We start from the raw sequence: 14,836 nt of genomic DNA, 5'->3' as shown, positions 1-14,836 counted from the left end.
GCTGCGCATCTGCGCGCTGCCCGCGCTGAGTCAGGCCGATATCGAAACCTTCGTTTCCACAACAAAGTGACTTAGGTATGGAATGGCTCGAAGTATGAACTGCAGTAGTGAATTTTGGCAGCTCCTAGAGGGCTCTCTGCGAGTGCTTAAAGACCGAACTATTACCCAGGTAGTAAAGTCAGGTGTGTCGAGGAGTGTCTTATGAGATTCTGGCTAGTTGTAGCAAATGCTTGCTGCTCTATGTTGCTCGCCTTGGGAAGTGCTCTATTGGTTCTTCACCCGGTCTGGTCGTCTGAATTCGTTTATAACCGTGCTGTTGTGAATACACCGGGAGATGGATTTCTCGCCTTACGCAGCGAGCCGACGATCAAGAGTGGGAAGCGCTTGGCCAAAATACCCCACGGAACAAAGATCAGCCTTGGAGACTGCCAACCTGCATCCGACGGTAGTCACTGGTGTCAGACCACCTACAACGGCGTCACTGGGTGGGTGTTTGATCGCTATCTCTTACTCAACAATGCTGCCCATGTCAACCGCGCGACCTCTGGTGGCGACCGACCCGTGATGGTTGGCGAGGATCCAGGTTATGACGCCTGCGCTTCAGTCGGAGTTGTAAGTGGACTCAAGCCGGGAGGTGATGGCTTTTTGGCTCTACGCTCCGGGCCGAGCATAAATGCAAGACTAATCGGTAAGTTATATGAAGGTGATGTCGTTATACTCTGTGACTATGTAACAGGATGGCAGGGCGTGGTTGTCTCTCCAAGCGATCCGGAGATCGACTGCGGTACGTCCTCGCCGGTCGCTTCACATCAACCGTATAACGGTCCATGTAGAGCCGGATGGGTCAGCGATAAGTTTATCACGGTGATTGCAGGTTGAAAGTGAATAACATGATGAATAAAGCAACTATTCTAGTCGTCCTGTGTGCGTTAAGCATTTCCGCACAAGCTACAGAATGCGATGAAAGCACAACGAACACGGTTGATTTTAGGGCATGTGTCTCGGAGCGGAACGAATTAGCGGTGTGACGTGCTTACAATGAGCTAGTCCAAGCACTAGAACCGAGGAGAACGGCGGTTTATGCCCTAAATGAAGCCAAAAACATTGGGAGAGATTTGGAGATTTTACCTGTTCCTATGTTTCTGAAACGGCAACGCGAGAAGATGGAGTTTATTGCGTTGATGAATTTAAATGAAAGGGCCTGGGTCGAGTGGAGGTAACTCATGATGAGATGGTTAATAGCGGTAGCTGCGACGGTGTTCACCGTCTCAGCTTTCGGTGCACCCCCCTACGTAGGAACCTGGGCACAAGGCTCAGATAACTGCCAAGCGGAAGGTGACAACGTTCCGATGCAAATTGAAGTTACGAGTATTCTGTTTTACGAAAGTCGATGTGATCTTAAGGCTATCGAGCAGCAAGGGGAAACCTGGACAGCTCAGGGTGAATGCTCCGGTGAAGGTGAAACCTGGAACGAGAGCATTCGGATGACTGTTTCCGACGATACCATGATTTTCTCTCAGAACAACGAGCAGGGTTTGCGCTACATCCGGTGTCGGTGAAGTAGACAAAGGCCAATGTGGACCGCAATATTCTCATATTTCTAATTTTACGAAGGCAATCTAATGCTGAAGGCAATCGTTTATTCCGTTCTGTTGTTGGCGTTTTCCACACCTTGTCTTGCAGACGAGCCAAGCCCAGAGTTCTTTCAGGGTAAATTCGCTTCCGCTAGTAGCATGGGCAATATGCTCGTATCTGACGATGCTAGTCCACTTTATTCTTTTTTTCAGGAAAAGGACGTTGACTGGGAGAAAGTCGGAGACACGCAATGGATTGCCAGATTGACTAACACGGATCCGATGACGAGAAATGAGAACGAAACGGCGATATTGCTGACGAGAGAAATGAATTCCGGATCCGAAGAGAATAGGTCATTCTTGGTGATGAGTAGAGTAATCCAGAATGGCGAAGAGATGTCGCCATCAGACGTGAACTCTTTAGCCATGATGATTTACATGTCTCTTCAGTCCCGACCATTGCCATAAAGGCTAAATCACTAGTTTGCAGAGATCGCCTGGAAAATTGTTCGGGTAGACCGATAGCCTATTGTGCCTCCGGAGGTAGACGGTTTTTTATGCACTCCAGCCGGTTACTGATATTGTCGAAGCAGTGAGTCTTGGAGACCACTGGGTTCGGCGTGAGACGGGGTCTGCTTCAATCGCGGGGACATCTGCACTGCGAGTATTATCGTCGAATAGGTCTCCAGCCTTGGAGTTATGGGTCAGGCGAACTCTCGGGTATGTTTGGTCAGCCAAACCGAGTTGGTGCTGGTCTACATCATCCGAGTCGAGGAGACCATATTCCCTGCTGCGGTCGACCTGATGACGGGGCGCATCTCTAATATCGCGCTCCTTATGAGAACAAGCTAATCTCTTTTCTCGGTGCTGACGAAGGAACATGTACCTAAGCCGGGGGATCGTGGAGAAGAGCAGTTGTGATTATGGCGTTCCAGTTCCAGAAGGGAACCTTATCGGACGCGCGTAGATTCGATAAACATCAAGCCACCATATGACATAGTAAAAGAATGCTACAAAAACTGTTTTCTAGCCGAAGGAATCCGGTGATCCCGCTTCTATTCTGCCTCATGCTGGTGTCTTGCGAAACGGGCAACACACAAGCGATTACAGTTGTTCAGCAATCGATTGTCGAACTCGAAGGGGCAACGACCACGATCGAAGACTGGGCGGCAGCAGTGGCGGGAGCCAGAGGGTCGGTGCAGTGGAGGGCAGCTATCCCCGAGGGTGAGGAAAGCCCAGCGAACCTGAGACTCGTTCAGCTCGAAATCCAGCGTACTTTCAATGGTCAGACGAAGAAAGCGACGATTCAATGGTTCGTAAACCTCAGCACGCGGTACATTCAACCAACGACGATCGAGATTGACGGTGAAGCCCAGAATTTCTTGTTGGGATTTGCGACCTTGGAGCTTTGGCAGTGGATGAACCTTGTTGAGCCGAAAGACGACGATGTGGCCCCGGAACCGAGCTACGGGCAGAGTATGCTACTTGATCATCAAAAGGCTGAGGCTGAGGCTGTGCCGAAGCCCGAAGCTCCAACTCCTGCAAACATCGTGGTCGCCGCGCAGTCGGAGCTACCACGCCAGAGGGATCAGCTCAGGGAGCGAGGCACAGCGGTCCTGTCGCCAGCCTATATGGTGGTGGTTCCGCTTCCTGCGGGTGACGAGTTGAACGAGCGCGCAGCACCGTCTGCACAGTCTGCTGTGATCGATCGTTTGTCTCCAGGGACATTGGTCGCAGTTGGCGAAAGACGTGTTGTCGGCGATACGGCATGGCGTCAGTTCGCCGGTGACGGCGGCGGCTGGGTCGCCGAGCGTTATCTGCGATCCGCGGAGTTTGACACCATCGGGTACTCATCAACCCCGATCGCCGGAAGTTGCGGCGGCTTCGAGCCTGACTGGTTCCTGGACTGGACGCGCACAGCCTTATCGGTTGAAGTCGATGGAACGCGTCAGCAACACCCCATTACCTCGGTCGAACTTGCACAGGGTTACACATACGGCATCCTGATCGCCGGCGAAGACCCTGCAAACCGCATGACGTTTCGATTCGAAGCTGATCCCTGCCCCTATCTCCCTGTCGACGCATTTATGTTCGGTAGAGGGACGTTGACCATCACGCGCGACGGAAGGACGCGTTGGTTCGTGGGGTGCTGTACGCCAGCTTCGGCGGCGGTGCGAAACTAGATGACCGCAGAAGAAACCGTTCATGCGTGGTCGCCGAGCCGTCCTCAGAAGTATATCAACCTTAGATGTTTCAGTATCGCGTTACGAGGGTGTTCATTTACACATCGTTACCCACAACTCTCCCCGTCGGCAATGCGCTGGGCCTCCAAAGCGAGCACGAAATCGGCAGCCCGCTGGAGTCCGATCCAGATCGTCTGGGGTCCGGGAAAGCCATCACGCTTGCGGTTGAGGAAGCCGCCGAGGCCGGCGACCATGCGAACCATCCGATCGAGCGACGGCGGGGTCTCGGGTGGCGGCTTGCGTTGGGTCACCAGATAGACCGCCTGCCATTCGGCCTGATCGAAGACGACATCGCAAGGCATCTCGGGACAGTCGCGTCCGAGCATGGTGAGCAACAGCACGCGCCAGGCGATGATCATGTAGAACGCCAGTGCCGGCTCGAGGCGTTCGCGCTTCTCCAGCTGCAGTTCTTCGATGCGACAGCCGCTTTTGAGGATTCTGAAGAAAATCTCGATACCCCATCACGAAAACCGCCGTAGATGCATTTTTGACAACCCCCCAAACCTCATCAATACTGGATTGTAGGGCGTTGTTGGAACTTGCGAAATGGCTGGATCACCGGCATGACGCGCAAGGCTCCGATCCACTGGAGCACACTGCCGCCGCGGCAGCGAGAGCGCCTGATTGTCCTGCTGAGCCGCTTGGTCGAACACCGGCTGAGCGCAGTCGGGACGGCAGAGGAGAACGCCGATGAGCACCGTCCTCTCGCCCGTGTACCGTGCGCCGGCCAACCCGACGTACGGGAAGATCCAGTCCTCGCATCTGCAGCGCCAAGCCGTGGTCTACGTGCGCCAATCCACGCTGCAGCAAGTGGAGCGCCACCAGGAGTCGACCCGGCTGCAGTACGCCTTGGTGGATCGGGCGGTGGAGCTGGGCTGGTCCCCCTCGCAGATCCTTCTGATCGATGAGGACCTGGGCCGTTCCGGGGCGAGCGCCGAGGGTCGGCCCGGCTTTCAGCGTCTGATGGCCGAAGTCGGTCTGGATCATGTCGGCATCGTCCTCGGCATCGAGATCTCGCGCTTGGCGCGCAGCTCGCGGGACTGGTATCAATTGCTGGAGGTGTGCGGACTGTTTAATACCCTGATCGGGGATGCCGACGGGATCTATGATCCGCAGACCTACAACGACCGGTTGCTGTTGGGACTGAAGGGGACGATGTCGGAAGCGGAGCTGCACATCCTCGAGCAGCGCATGCTCGAGGGCAAGCGCGCGAAGGCCCGCCGCGGAGAGCTGCACTCGCTGCTGCCGCGCGGCTATGTCCGCGCGCCATCCGGAGAGGTGATCAAGGATCCGGACGCGCAGGTTCGGGGCGTGATCGAGACGGTGTTTCGGCAGTTCCAACGGTGCGGCACGATCAACGGGGTTCTGCGTTATCTGGTCGACCATCACATCCAACTGCCCGATCGCGTGCGCAGCGGTCCGCGCACCGGCGAGCTCGATTGGCGTCGCCCCAACCGCGTGACGCTGAGCAACCTGCTGCACAACCCCATCTACGCCGGTGCCTACGTCTACGGACGTCGCCCCACGGATCCACGCCGTCGCCAGCCGGGACGCCCCTCGACCGGGCGTACGGTCGCGCCGCCGCAGCAGTGGGAGGTGCTGATCAAAGATCACCTGCCGGCCTATATCGCCCGGGACCAATACGAGCACAATCTGCGGCAGCTCGCGGCCAATACCGCCCAAGCCGGCGGCGTGGTCCGTGCGGGTCCCTCGTTGTTGTCGGGTCGCCTGATCTGCGGTCGCTGCGGGCTCGCCATGGCCACGCAGTACACCAACAGCGGATCCGGATTGCGCTACGTCTGCAGCCGCGAGGCGGTCGACTACGGGGCGCCGCTGTGTCAAGCGCTCGCCGGTGCGCCCCTGGATGCCCTGATCGGGCGGTTGGTCTTGGAGGCGCTGCAGCCGGCCGCGTTGGAGATCAGCCTGCAGGTCGCCGAGGACCTCCAGGGCGAGCGCGCGCGCCGACACGAGCACTGGCAACAGCGCCTGGAGCGCGCCCGTTACGAAGCCGCGCGTGCCGAGCGGCAGTATCGCGCGGTCGAGCCGGAGAATCGGCTGGTGGCGCGCACCCTGGAACAGGATTGGGAGGCCGCCCTGGCCGCGCAGGATCAGCTCGAGGCCGAGTATGCGCGATGCATGGCGAGCGAGCCGACCGCGTTGTCGGCCGAGGAGCGCACGCGGATCCGCCAACTCGCCGGCGATCTTCCCGCCCTCTGGACCGCCGAGACCACCGGCAACGACGAGCGCCAAGCCATCGTGCGACTGCTCGTGGAGCGGGTCATCGTCACGGTCGTCGACGACAGCGAGCAGGTCGCCGTGGAGGTGCACTGGATCGGCGGTCACCACACCCGGGAACGCCTGACCCGCCCGGTCGCGCGCCTGGAGCAGCTCAGTACCTATCCCGAACTGGCGGCGCGTGTTCTATGCTTACATCAAGAGGGGCAGACCTGTGCGCAGATCGCGCGGCAACTCAATGCCGAGCAGTGGCATCCGGCGAAACGGCGGCAGACCTTCAACGCTGCGATGGTCGCCACGCTGCTCGCCCGTCAGGGTGTCGCGGCGGGTTCGTCGACACGGCGACAAGCGCCTTGGGTCGATCGGCAGGCCGACGAATGGAGCCTGCGCGAGTTGGCGCTGGAACTGGAGATGCCGTCGGTCACCCTGTTCAGCTGGCTGCGCAGAGGCGTGCTGCAGGCCCGCCGGGTCGAGCGGGGCGGTCAGCGCCAATGGTTGATTCGCGCCGACGCCGCGGAGGTCGAGCGCCTGCGTGCCCTGCGCAGCGTCCCCGCCGCTGGGCGCGGCATGTCCGCGTCGGGAGCGACGATCCCTCGGTCGACCCCGCCTGAGTGATTTATGGAGGCACCATGTCTGGTCAATCTCAATTTGCCATCGGCACAGGTACCAACTGATTTTCTCCAGCGCTTGCTCGGGCGTGGTCACGGGCAGGTTGGTCAGCAGCAACCATTCGACGGGGTCCTCACCGGGTGGCGGTTGGAGCTCGGTGGCGAGGATAGCGGTGATCTCGATCTCGGCCAGCTTGCGATCGCGCCGATACGGGGCCGGCAGCTTCAGGCGCACGGCCTTGATCTGCTGGTGGACGGTGCGGGCGGTGCGTCCGTTGCCGCCGGGTTGATCGAAGCAGGTTTCGGTGAGCACCGGGGCCTGGTCTAAACGCTGGCGTAAGGTCTCGGGATTGCCCTCGGCGTCCTTGCCGAGGACGCGGTCGTGCTGGCCGCGTACCAGCCAGTCGGCACCGGTGTCCGGGCACGGGGCCTCGACGAACAGCTCGTAGATGTCGGCCTCGCGATCGGCGAGATAGGTCAGGCGCGTCTCGGGCAGTTGCTCGGCCAGTTCGTTCACCCGCGCGAAGCCGTCGATCCAGCGCAGGCTTTCCTTCTCTTCGATCGGGCGAGCGGCGTCCTTGGGCTGGGCGAGGCTGCCGGACTCACGCACCCAAGTGTGGGCATGGAGCAGGCCCAGCGCCAACCGATCGGGGGTGACCGCCAGGGTGGGATGCAGGTACAGCCCCCGGCGGGCTTTCATAGTTGAGCGGCCCCGGGCCCTGGATATCGTTCTTGCCGGTGTAGTCGAGCTCCGAGGTGTCTTCGATACACAGCACCCGTGGGTGCTCGCGTATCCGCTCGACGGTGCAGGCAATGTGCGGAGCGAGCACCGCCTCGGCGCTGACCGCGGCATGATCAAATAGCCGGTAGGCCGCGCGGGTCTCGCCCCAGCCACCGCACGCGCTCGGAAGACTCAGCATCGGTTTCTCACCCAGGCGTTGCAGCACCCGCCGCGCGCGACGATTCAGACGCACGTCACCCAGATCGATGTCCGCCAACTCCGCCACCAGCGCGCTCATGCCGCCACCCCCAAGGCGCGGCGGAAGTCCGCGCGCAGCGGGTAGACGAAGACGCCCTTGCGCGGCAACGTCGCGCGATGGGCGACATCGCACTTGCCCCGCCCTTGCGTCTCGCCCAGGTACTGCCAATTGGCTGCCGCGTAACAGGTTCCGCGGTAGCGCGCCAACTCCACAAAGGTCTCCAGCAGCACCGGCCGCTCGCCGTAGCGCTCGGCAAAATCGCTGCCCACCCGCCGTGCCGCGAGCCCCAACACCTTGGAGGCCAAGTGCTGCACGCGAATCCACGGCAGCAGCAGAAAGCGGGCATTGTTCACCACCGCGCCCAGGCGCGCTTCGCGCTGCAACCGGTCCCAGCCGATCCAGGCATCGCGCACGCCGACCTTCCAGGCCGCCGCCCCGAAGCCCAAGGCGCCGAGCAGACCTTGATCCGATTCGATCAGGTAGCGCATCTGCGCCCCCGGCAGCGGACTGTAGCCGAGGTAGTGGTAGCGATCGATGAGGCCGTTCCATAACCGCGAAGCCGCCTTCTCGCGCACCACGCTCAGGCGCACACCCGAGAGCCCATCCACCCGACCGTCCAGGGGACGCTCAGGCGGCCACAGCACCGCCGCGTGCGTCAGTGCGCGCCCATTGCCATTGCCCCAGCGCGGTGCCGGCAACTCGATCAGGCCCGCCCGGTGCAGCCGCAACAGCCCCACCCGGGCGCTCATCAGCTTCGGCTCACCCAGCGCGTTCGTCCACTCCAGGGCCCGGCACACCCGCCGGGCAATCTCGGCACGGTTCGCCGGCTCGGCACGGCCGATCTCCTCTCGGATCACCTCCAGATCGGCTGCGCTCAACGCCCGCCCACACAGTTTCTCCGGCCTCTGCTCGCTCACTGTACCTTGCCCCCTGCGGTTGACGAGGGGACAATTTCACCAGCTCAGCGGTTCTGTGTCCAGCCCCCGCCCCGCAGCGGATCATGGGGAGCGGAGATGTGGGTAACGATGTGCCCATGAGCACCGGTCGTCGCGTTGATGTTCCGAATGCAGCAATGCTCCAAATCCATCTGACAGAGGAACGGGATCCGGAGATACGCCTGCGGTTGATCCTGCTGAACTTGATCGTCGAGCTTCCTCCGCAGATCACGTTGGAGACCATCTGCCGATGCTTGCAGGTTCCGATGTCGACGGCCTACGTTTGGATTCGCGCATGGCGCACGCGGGGCTATCACGGGATCGTGCATCTTCAGGAGCCGACGGGAAAGCCGCCCGGGCCGCCGCCGGCGCTCGGCGATGCCGATCTTGCGGAATTGAAGAGCCTGCTGGAAACACGCGATCACTGGGAGACCAAGGCGGTGCGCGATCTCATCGTCGAGCACTGGGGCATCACCTTGTCGTTGTCTCAAGTCTGGCGCATCCTCCGCCACCGGCTGAAGATGCTGTATTCGAAGCCTTACCCGCACGATCTTCGTCGCCCGGCCGATGCCGAAGAGCAGCTGGAAGATCGTCTGATCGACGCCTTCAACACCTTGATGGATCGCGGTATCGCCGAGTCGGAGATCGCCCTTGTATTTCTCGATGAGGCGAGCCCGCAACTGACGGCCAACACGGCCCGAGTCTGGCATTTCGAGAAAGCGGTTATACCTCATATAGGCACAAGCTCACATTTTTTGAATGCCTGGAATTTCAGCGTGAGTAAAGAGTCCAGCTCCTTCTTGTGCGTGGTGTGCGTTTGTTTTAGGCAGTCGGTGATTGCAGTTCGGAACTCGGCGAAATTAGGATAGTATTTCGAGTAGAGCACTTCTTTCTTGACGAACTTCCACAACCTTTCGATCAGGTTCAAATTCGGTGAATAGGTGGGAAGATAAAGCAGTTCGATATTCAGCTGCAAAGCCAGCGCTGTGACGATATTGCACTTCTGGTAGCGCGCATTGTCCATCACCAGCGTGATTGGCACGTCGAGATTCAGCATGGCAATGCGTCGCAACAGGTCGCAGACGCTTACCGCAGTGATATAGGTATCGTTCGTCACCATCACCAGTTCATGCGTGATCGCGTTCAGCGCACCGAGCACGTTGAAACGTTTTCTCCCGGCGGAAGTCTTTAAAAAAAGGCGGGAGAATGACCACAGAATGCCGAGAAAGGCACCCATTACAAAGTGAGCAGCATCGACAAAAAAATAGCGCGTTTACCCTGTCTGGCTTCTTCGATGCGCGGCTCTAACTTATTGATAATAAACTGTTCTTGCTCCTCCGGATCGGCTTTCGAGGGGATGATTCCGACTCGTCTCGGAGCCATGCCGAGCGAATTGAGAAACCGCCCCACGGCGCTCGGACTGCGCTTGATTCCCGTCAGCTCCTCGATCATGGCCGCCGCCTCGTTGATGGTCGCAGGCGGATGCGCGCGGAAATGGGCTTCGAGTCGATAGCGATGCTGCTCCAACTCGCTTATCGGGGCGTAGAAGTTGAGCTCCGTCAGCTTTTTGATACCACCGGACTGAAACATCCCTAGGTACTGCCGTAAGGTGTTGCTGGAAATTCCCGCGAGCCGACAAATCTCCCGGTGCGCAAGGCCTTGGCTCTTCAGCCACAGCACCTCCATTCGCCTGCGCACCCTTGGGTGTGGATGCTCGTAACGCAACTTCTGTATTGTCTTCAAATCCTGCTCGGAGAACTCGATTCTGATCATCGTCTAAAAAACACTACAAGGCGGCCCGTCGGTAGCGATAAGTCTAACTCGAAGTTAAAATGTTATCGAGCATTGCTGAGAGTCGACATAAGGAAAGTTGCGTTTATGCCTATAAAAGGTATATCCATAAGAACACCGCCAAGCTCAAAGCGAATGCCATCGGCTTTTACGCGATTGTGGGCCACAGTGTGCAAGGATTCCTGGAGCATTCGACACATGACGCCATTGCGGAGTTTCTGCGGGACATCCGGACCGCTCATCCGGATTTCCGTGCGATCGTCGTTGTTCTCGACAACTTCAGCAGTCATCGTGCGGCCTCATTGAAAGAGGTTGCGGATGGGTTGGATATCGCTCTGGTGTATCTTCCGCCATACTCGCCGGACCTCAATCCCATTGAATTCATCTGGAAAAGCATCAAGCGCGTCATCTCGCTCAACAGCATTCCCTCGCTTGGCGACCTCAAGCAATGCATTACAAGGTCTTGGGATGAATTGGCCATTCGTCATTCATTCGCGAAACATTGGATCGAGCAATTTGTTCCTTCGATTGTTACCTACAGGTACTCTTGAAAAGCACTATAAAACCTAAAACTTAACTGAATTTTGGTTTTTCGAGCGATTTCGCGGACTGACCGCGAAGGAGATCTGGGCGATGCTGAACTTGGTGACCCCGATTCAGGAGACGAAGGCGTATCAATCGATCTATGCCGAGGGCAAGGCCGAAAGCCTCAAGCGTCTGCTCACGCGTCGCTTCGGCCCATTGCCCGCAGGGCAGAGCAGCGGATCGACACCGCGCCGGTCGCGCAACTGGACGCCTGGCTCGACGGCATCTTCGATGCCGCCAGCCTCGATGATCTGATAGGAGACGACGCGGTGGGCTAGCAAGGTCAGGAGCGGAAGGGTACGTGGCTCAATGCGTCTTCAATTGATCCAGTCCTTTCCCTAGCCGGGTGCATGATTCCGTGGTAGGAGAGTAAGCCGGGGCCTTGCCGTCGTTTAGGCAGATGTTTGCTTTATCTGTTTGCCGCCTGGTTTCCCGGCGGTGCCGCGATATCTCCGCCATGCGACGATTCGGCGCCCGACTCCTCGCAGAACCGGACTTGGAGTGTTACACCATCCGGCTCCCGGCCCGAGTCTTCCGCCGTGGAACAGGGGAGCGAGTCCTGCGCCCTGTCGACTCCGCGCGTGCGGCTCCCGCCGCAGCGCCGAGCGTTCCGCGCACCGCCACAAGGGCGGGCACGCCGACGGCGTGAAACGCGCGAGCATGGTTGTCACGGACAGAATCCTCTCGGTGTAGGGCCGTGCTTTACCCGCGCATTGTCTCGGGCCGCCACCCCTTTGCTCGACCCGCATGACCGGGCGTCACAGCTCGTATGGGTGGCTCCGACTTCCACGCATCACCGCCCGTGTCCTCGCTTTTTACACTTGTTCGCGGGTGCCCGCTTCCCGCGGACCGATGCGCGGATCTCCCTGGTTACCGCGTATTCTCAATGTCAGGCTCGATACGGTCTCTGACCCCGGGGAGTATCCGTGCCGCTCGCCAGAGCGCGACACGGATTGTTGCCTACCGGCGGGACGAAGCCGTCGGCACTCACCAACCAAAATTTTCGGGGCTCAACACCTTCAGGGTCGGCATCACCCGTTACCTTTGCACCTCGCCTGCTGTCGTGTCTACGCATCGACGCGCCTGTTACCAGTCGCGCCGCAAGGCTCGATACCGGGCTCGCGGCGCACGATTACCCGGGCGGGACTCGCACCCGCTAGAACACGCGACCTTGCCAGGCCGCACCGTCCCCTATTTCCCCCACGGTAATCGCGCACGGTCCCGAGAACGCGATGTGGTTGGATGGGGAGATGGTGCACCACCCAGGGTGCCGGGGCGGTGTCGGGGCGGGTAGGGGTTCAAGTTCCTGGAGGTGGTTCGTCGCCAGGGTGCGTCCGAGATGCGCTGCATCGGGCCTGTGCCTATACTGCGCTTTCGAGCCCATGGCCTGTTTCGGTTCGCGGGGCTTGCTGCCTGAGCGACGCGTCATCCCGAGGTCCCGTCATGCTAGATCTAAGCCGCATCACCCTCGACCCAGACATTTGTCACGGAAAACCCTGCGTCCGGCACATGCGCTGGCCAGTGGAAGTCATCCTTGACCTCGTGGCTGCTGGTATGGGGCTGGATGAAATCCTTGCCGACCACCCGGAGCTGGAGCGCGAAGACATCCTGGTCTGTCTGCACTACGCCAGGCTTTTGGTCTCCGGCGAGCCGCTGCGCCGAGTTGCCTGATGAAGGTCCTGTGCGACGTGCATATGCCCTATCGGTTGGTGAACCAACTTCGTGAACGTGGCGTAGACGCGACCCATGTGAACAGAATCCTGGACGATTCCGAGACCAAAGACTCGGACGTTGACGCGTTCGCCGATGCGAACGGAATGGTCTTGATCAGCAAGGACAGCGATTTTCGCGATAGCCATTTTGTGAACGGGACACCCGCCCGCCTGCTGCGCGTGACTTTGGGCAACCTGTCGAATACCGCTCTCCTCGCCTTGTTCGAAGAGCATTGGGATGCCTTGGCCTGGGCCCTCGCCGAAAGCCCCCGCTACGTCGAGTTGGACAGTGGGGGTGTCATCGTTTTCGAGACAACGCGCTGAACGTATCGAAGGTGATGGGGCGCCTCAAGCGCCGCTAGCTCGCTCCCACGCTCTGCGTGGGAGCGAGTTAGGCCCTCGGCATCAGCCTGGGCAGCACCAACTACTGCGTGCGCGCAGTGATCGACCAGGGCTGGGTGAAGGTCCAGAACTTCCGCAGAAGCGACAACAAGCGCGCCTACGCCTACCTGCTCACCCCGCAGGGCATCGAGGCCAAAGCCAGCATCACCGCGCGCTTCCTGCAGCGCAAACGCGCCGAATACGACGCCCTCAAGACCGAGATCGCCCAGCTCGCCGCCGGGGTCGCATCCCACCCAAAGGTGTAGCGGCGACTTCAGTCGCCCCGACATGCCCGCGCCGAGGTTTATGGGCGACTGAAGTCGCCCCTTGAGCTGGTTCCCAAGCTCCGCTTGGGAACCCGGTATCGGAAGCTCTGCTTCCCGAGAGCAGAGGCGCAAAGCAGAGCTTTGCGGGCCGCATTCCCAAGCAGAGCTTGGGAACGAGGGGACGATGGGGGAACCTCACTTGCCCCCGATGGCCTTGAACGTTATCGCTGCGATTGAAGTCAAACTCAGAGTACAGCAACAAGCCCAACTGATTGAGGTATCGGTTTACCAACGAGGGTATCGAGCCGCCCATGGTCCGCACAGCGGACCGGACCTTGACCCGAATAGGGTCCGCTGCGCGGACCTTCGGCGCTGAGGGCGGTGCACCAAGGAGTCGTCACCATGGCCCGAAAACGAGAGGGTAGGTTGGTCGTGCATCCGATCATGTCGCCGCGCGAGCAACGCAACGGCGTCCATGACCGACGTGCGTCGCGGTACTCCCCGGTACGTTCGGATCGGACCACCGGGCGACCCATCCGATGACCGACGCCGCGCGCGACGACGACGACAGCCCCTGGAAGGAAGCCCTCGAGCGTTACTTCCCGGACTTTCTTGCGCTCCTCTTTCCGCGGATCCATACCGCGATCGACTGGTCGAAAGGCCATGAATTTCTCGACAAGGAGCTGCAGCAGGTGGTGCGCGATGCCGAGTCGGGCCGGCGCCACGCCGACAAGCTCGCCAAGGTCTATACGCACGAGGGCGCCGAGACCTGGGTGCTGGTCCACGTCGAGGTCCAAGGCGATGCCGAGGCGGGCTTTGCCGAGCGGATGTACGTTTACAATTACCGCATCTTCGACAAATACCGCACCGACATCGTCAGCCTCGCCGTGCTGGCCGACGCCGCCGCGCGCTTCCGCCCGAGCGCCTACGCCCGCGAGCGCTGGGGCTGCGCGTTGGACTTTCGCTTTCCGACGTGCAAACTGCTGGATCTACACGCCCGTTGGGCCGAGCTGGAAGCCGACCCCAATCCCTTCGCCCTGGTGGTGATGGCCCACCTGAAGGCGCAGGAGAGCAAGGACGGGGCGACCCGCAAAGCCTGGAAGATGCGCCTGGTGCGCCTGCTCTACCAACGCGGCTACAGCCGCGAGGACATCCTGGAGCTGTTTCGCGTCCTGGATTGGATGTTGCAGTTGCCGGATGGTCTGGAGCAGGAGTTCAAGCGCGAGCTGATTGCTTTCGAGGAGCAAGCCAACATGCCCTACATCACCAGTATCGAACGCCTCGGCCGTCAGGAAGGCCGTCAGGAAGGCAAAGCCAACATGCTGTTGAGCCTGCTCGCCGTCAAATTCGGTCCCCTCGGCGAAGCGGAGCGCCAGCGCGTGCTCGACGCGGATGCGCAGACCCTCCTGCAATGGTCCACACGCCTGCTGAGCGCACGCACCTGCGAGGAGGTCTTCGGCGCCGGCCCTCGGCCCGACTCCGAGCACTGAGCCGGAGTGCCGAAGGGCGAAGGTCGCCGTTGAATC

Annotated in this window: 12 protein-coding genes and 4 pseudogenes; 11 read left to right on the top strand and 5 right to left on the bottom strand. The window is 60.1% G+C overall.

Annotated features, from left to right (window positions below; all coding sequences use genetic code 11):
- Nucleotides 1–201: 201 nt before the first annotated feature.
- From KFB96_RS07375 to KFB96_RS07365, 3 genes are all read left to right on the top strand, one after another.
- Nucleotides 202–879, top strand: coding sequence for an SH3 domain-containing protein (locus KFB96_RS07375; RefSeq protein WP_213462709.1), 678 nt, complete (start codon nt 202–204; stop codon nt 877–879).
- 344 nt (nt 880–1,223) lie between these two features.
- Nucleotides 1,224–1,559: a hypothetical protein gene (locus KFB96_RS07370; protein WP_213462710.1), complete on the top strand. Its 336-nt coding sequence runs from the start codon at nt 1,224–1,226 to the stop codon at nt 1,557–1,559.
- Between the two features lie 1,022 nt (nt 1,560–2,581).
- Nucleotides 2,582–3,757, top strand: coding sequence for an SH3 domain-containing protein (locus KFB96_RS07365; protein ID WP_213462712.1), 1,176 nt, complete (start codon nt 2,582–2,584; stop codon nt 3,755–3,757).
- Nucleotides 3,758–3,864: 107 nt separating this feature from the next.
- On the opposite strand, the gene KFB96_RS07360 is transcribed toward KFB96_RS07365, so the two are convergent.
- On the bottom strand, nt 3,865–4,176 hold the full coding sequence (locus tag KFB96_RS07360; protein ID WP_300971370.1) for an IS4 family transposase: 312 nt from the start codon (nt 4,174–4,176) through the stop codon (nt 3,865–3,867).
- Between the two features lie 331 nt (nt 4,177–4,507).
- Here KFB96_RS07360 and KFB96_RS07355 point away from each other — a divergent pair, with 331 nt between their 5' ends.
- The gene (locus KFB96_RS07355; RefSeq protein ID WP_213501864.1) at nt 4,508–6,667 is read left to right on the top strand and encodes a recombinase family protein; all 2,160 of its coding nucleotides are present in this window, start codon (nt 4,508–4,510) and stop codon (nt 6,665–6,667) included.
- 84 nt (nt 6,668–6,751) lie between these two features.
- On the opposite strand, the pseudogene KFB96_RS26520 reads toward KFB96_RS07355, so the two are convergent.
- The 3 genes and pseudogenes from KFB96_RS26520 to KFB96_RS07340 form a co-directional block, all read right to left on the bottom strand.
- Nucleotides 6,752–7,360: pseudogene (locus tag KFB96_RS26520) on the bottom strand (transposase); the annotation flags it as partial.
- Nucleotides 7,263–7,679: a transposase DNA-binding-containing protein gene (locus KFB96_RS07345; protein WP_213501862.1), complete on the bottom strand. Its 417-nt coding sequence runs from the start codon at nt 7,677–7,679 to the stop codon at nt 7,263–7,265. The pseudogene KFB96_RS26520 and the gene KFB96_RS07345, both read right to left, overlap by 98 nt.
- The gene (locus tag KFB96_RS07340) at nt 7,676–8,518 is read right to left on the bottom strand and encodes a DUF4338 domain-containing protein (protein ID WP_300970306.1); all 843 of its coding nucleotides are present in this window, start codon (nt 8,516–8,518) and stop codon (nt 7,676–7,678) included. The genes KFB96_RS07345 and KFB96_RS07340 overlap by 4 nt, the downstream gene beginning before the upstream one ends.
- A gap of 122 nt (nt 8,519–8,640) precedes the next feature.
- On the opposite strand from KFB96_RS07340, the pseudogene KFB96_RS27465 reads away from it, so the two are divergent.
- Nucleotides 8,641–9,066: pseudogene (locus KFB96_RS27465) on the top strand (helix-turn-helix domain-containing protein); the annotation flags it as partial.
- 239 nt (nt 9,067–9,305) lie between these two features.
- Here KFB96_RS27465 and KFB96_RS07330 read toward each other — a convergent pair.
- Nucleotides 9,306–10,348, bottom strand: a pseudogene (locus tag KFB96_RS07330) (IS630 family transposase).
- A 59-nt stretch (nt 10,349–10,407) separates the two neighbouring features.
- Between KFB96_RS07330 and KFB96_RS07325 the strand changes: the two are divergent.
- The 6 genes and pseudogenes from KFB96_RS07325 to KFB96_RS07300 all read left to right on the top strand — a co-directional run bounded on the left by KFB96_RS07325 (nt 10,408) and on the right by KFB96_RS07300 (nt 14,800).
- A complete protein-coding gene (locus KFB96_RS07325) occupies nt 10,408–10,917 on the top strand; it encodes a transposase (protein ID WP_213462718.1) in 510 nt (169 codons plus the stop codon).
- A gap of 82 nt (nt 10,918–10,999) precedes the next feature.
- Entirely contained in the window at nt 11,000–11,206 is a 207-nt protein-coding gene (locus KFB96_RS07320) for a hypothetical protein (protein WP_300971369.1), read from the top strand.
- Nucleotides 11,207–12,394: 1,188 nt separating this feature from the next.
- Nucleotides 12,395–12,622: a DUF433 domain-containing protein gene (locus KFB96_RS07315; protein WP_213462719.1), complete on the top strand. Its 228-nt coding sequence runs from the start codon at nt 12,395–12,397 to the stop codon at nt 12,620–12,622.
- Nucleotides 12,622–12,987 carry a DUF5615 family PIN-like protein gene (locus KFB96_RS07310; protein ID WP_213462720.1) on the top strand — a complete coding sequence of 122 codons (366 nt, stop codon included), beginning with the start codon at nt 12,622–12,624 and terminating at the stop codon, nt 12,985–12,987. Before KFB96_RS07315 ends, KFB96_RS07310 begins: the two co-directional genes overlap by 1 nt.
- A 56-nt stretch (nt 12,988–13,043) precedes the next feature.
- Nucleotides 13,044–13,310 (top strand): annotated as a pseudogene (locus KFB96_RS07305) (MarR family EPS-associated transcriptional regulator).
- 539 nt (nt 13,311–13,849) lie between these two features.
- Entirely contained in the window at nt 13,850–14,800 is a 951-nt protein-coding gene (locus tag KFB96_RS07300) for a hypothetical protein (protein WP_213466074.1), read from the top strand.
- Nucleotides 14,801–14,836: the final 36 nt, after the last annotated feature.

Origin of the sequence: Thiocapsa sp. (genome assembly GCF_018399035.1) — a bacterium.
In the GTDB taxonomy this organism is placed as follows: Bacteria; Pseudomonadota; Gammaproteobacteria; order Chromatiales; family Chromatiaceae; genus Thiocapsa.
Note: the sequence above shows the minus strand (reverse complement) of the source record. Positions and strands in the feature narration are given on the sequence as shown.

Excerpts from the sequence above, each read along its gene's own strand:
- KFB96_RS07355 (WP_213501864.1), top strand. The coding sequence starts at position 4,508 with ATGAGCACCGTCCTCTCGCCCGTGTACCGTGCGCCGGCCAACCCGACG.
- KFB96_RS07315 (WP_213462719.1), top strand. The coding sequence starts at position 12,395 with ATGCTAGATCTAAGCCGCATCACCCTCGACCCAGACATTTGTCACGGA.
- KFB96_RS07300 (WP_213466074.1), top strand. The coding sequence starts at position 13,850 with ATGACCGACGCCGCGCGCGACGACGACGACAGCCCCTGGAAGGAAGCC.
- KFB96_RS07320 (WP_300971369.1), top strand. The coding sequence starts at position 11,000 with ATGCTGAACTTGGTGACCCCGATTCAGGAGACGAAGGCGTATCAATCG.
- KFB96_RS07370 (WP_213462710.1), top strand. The coding sequence starts at position 1,224 with ATGATGAGATGGTTAATAGCGGTAGCTGCGACGGTGTTCACCGTCTCA.
- KFB96_RS07310 (WP_213462720.1), top strand. The coding sequence starts at position 12,622 with ATGAAGGTCCTGTGCGACGTGCATATGCCCTATCGGTTGGTGAACCAA.
- KFB96_RS07375 (WP_213462709.1), top strand. The coding sequence starts at position 202 with ATGAGATTCTGGCTAGTTGTAGCAAATGCTTGCTGCTCTATGTTGCTC.
- KFB96_RS07325 (WP_213462718.1), top strand. The coding sequence starts at position 10,408 with ATGTTATCGAGCATTGCTGAGAGTCGACATAAGGAAAGTTGCGTTTAT.
- KFB96_RS07345 (WP_213501862.1), bottom strand. The coding sequence starts at position 7,679 with ATGAGCGCGCTGGTGGCGGAGTTGGCGGACATCGATCTGGGTGACGTG.
- KFB96_RS07360 (WP_300971370.1), bottom strand. The coding sequence starts at position 4,176 with ATGATCATCGCCTGGCGCGTGCTGTTGCTCACCATGCTCGGACGCGAC.
- KFB96_RS07365 (WP_213462712.1), top strand. The coding sequence starts at position 2,582 with ATGCTACAAAAACTGTTTTCTAGCCGAAGGAATCCGGTGATCCCGCTT.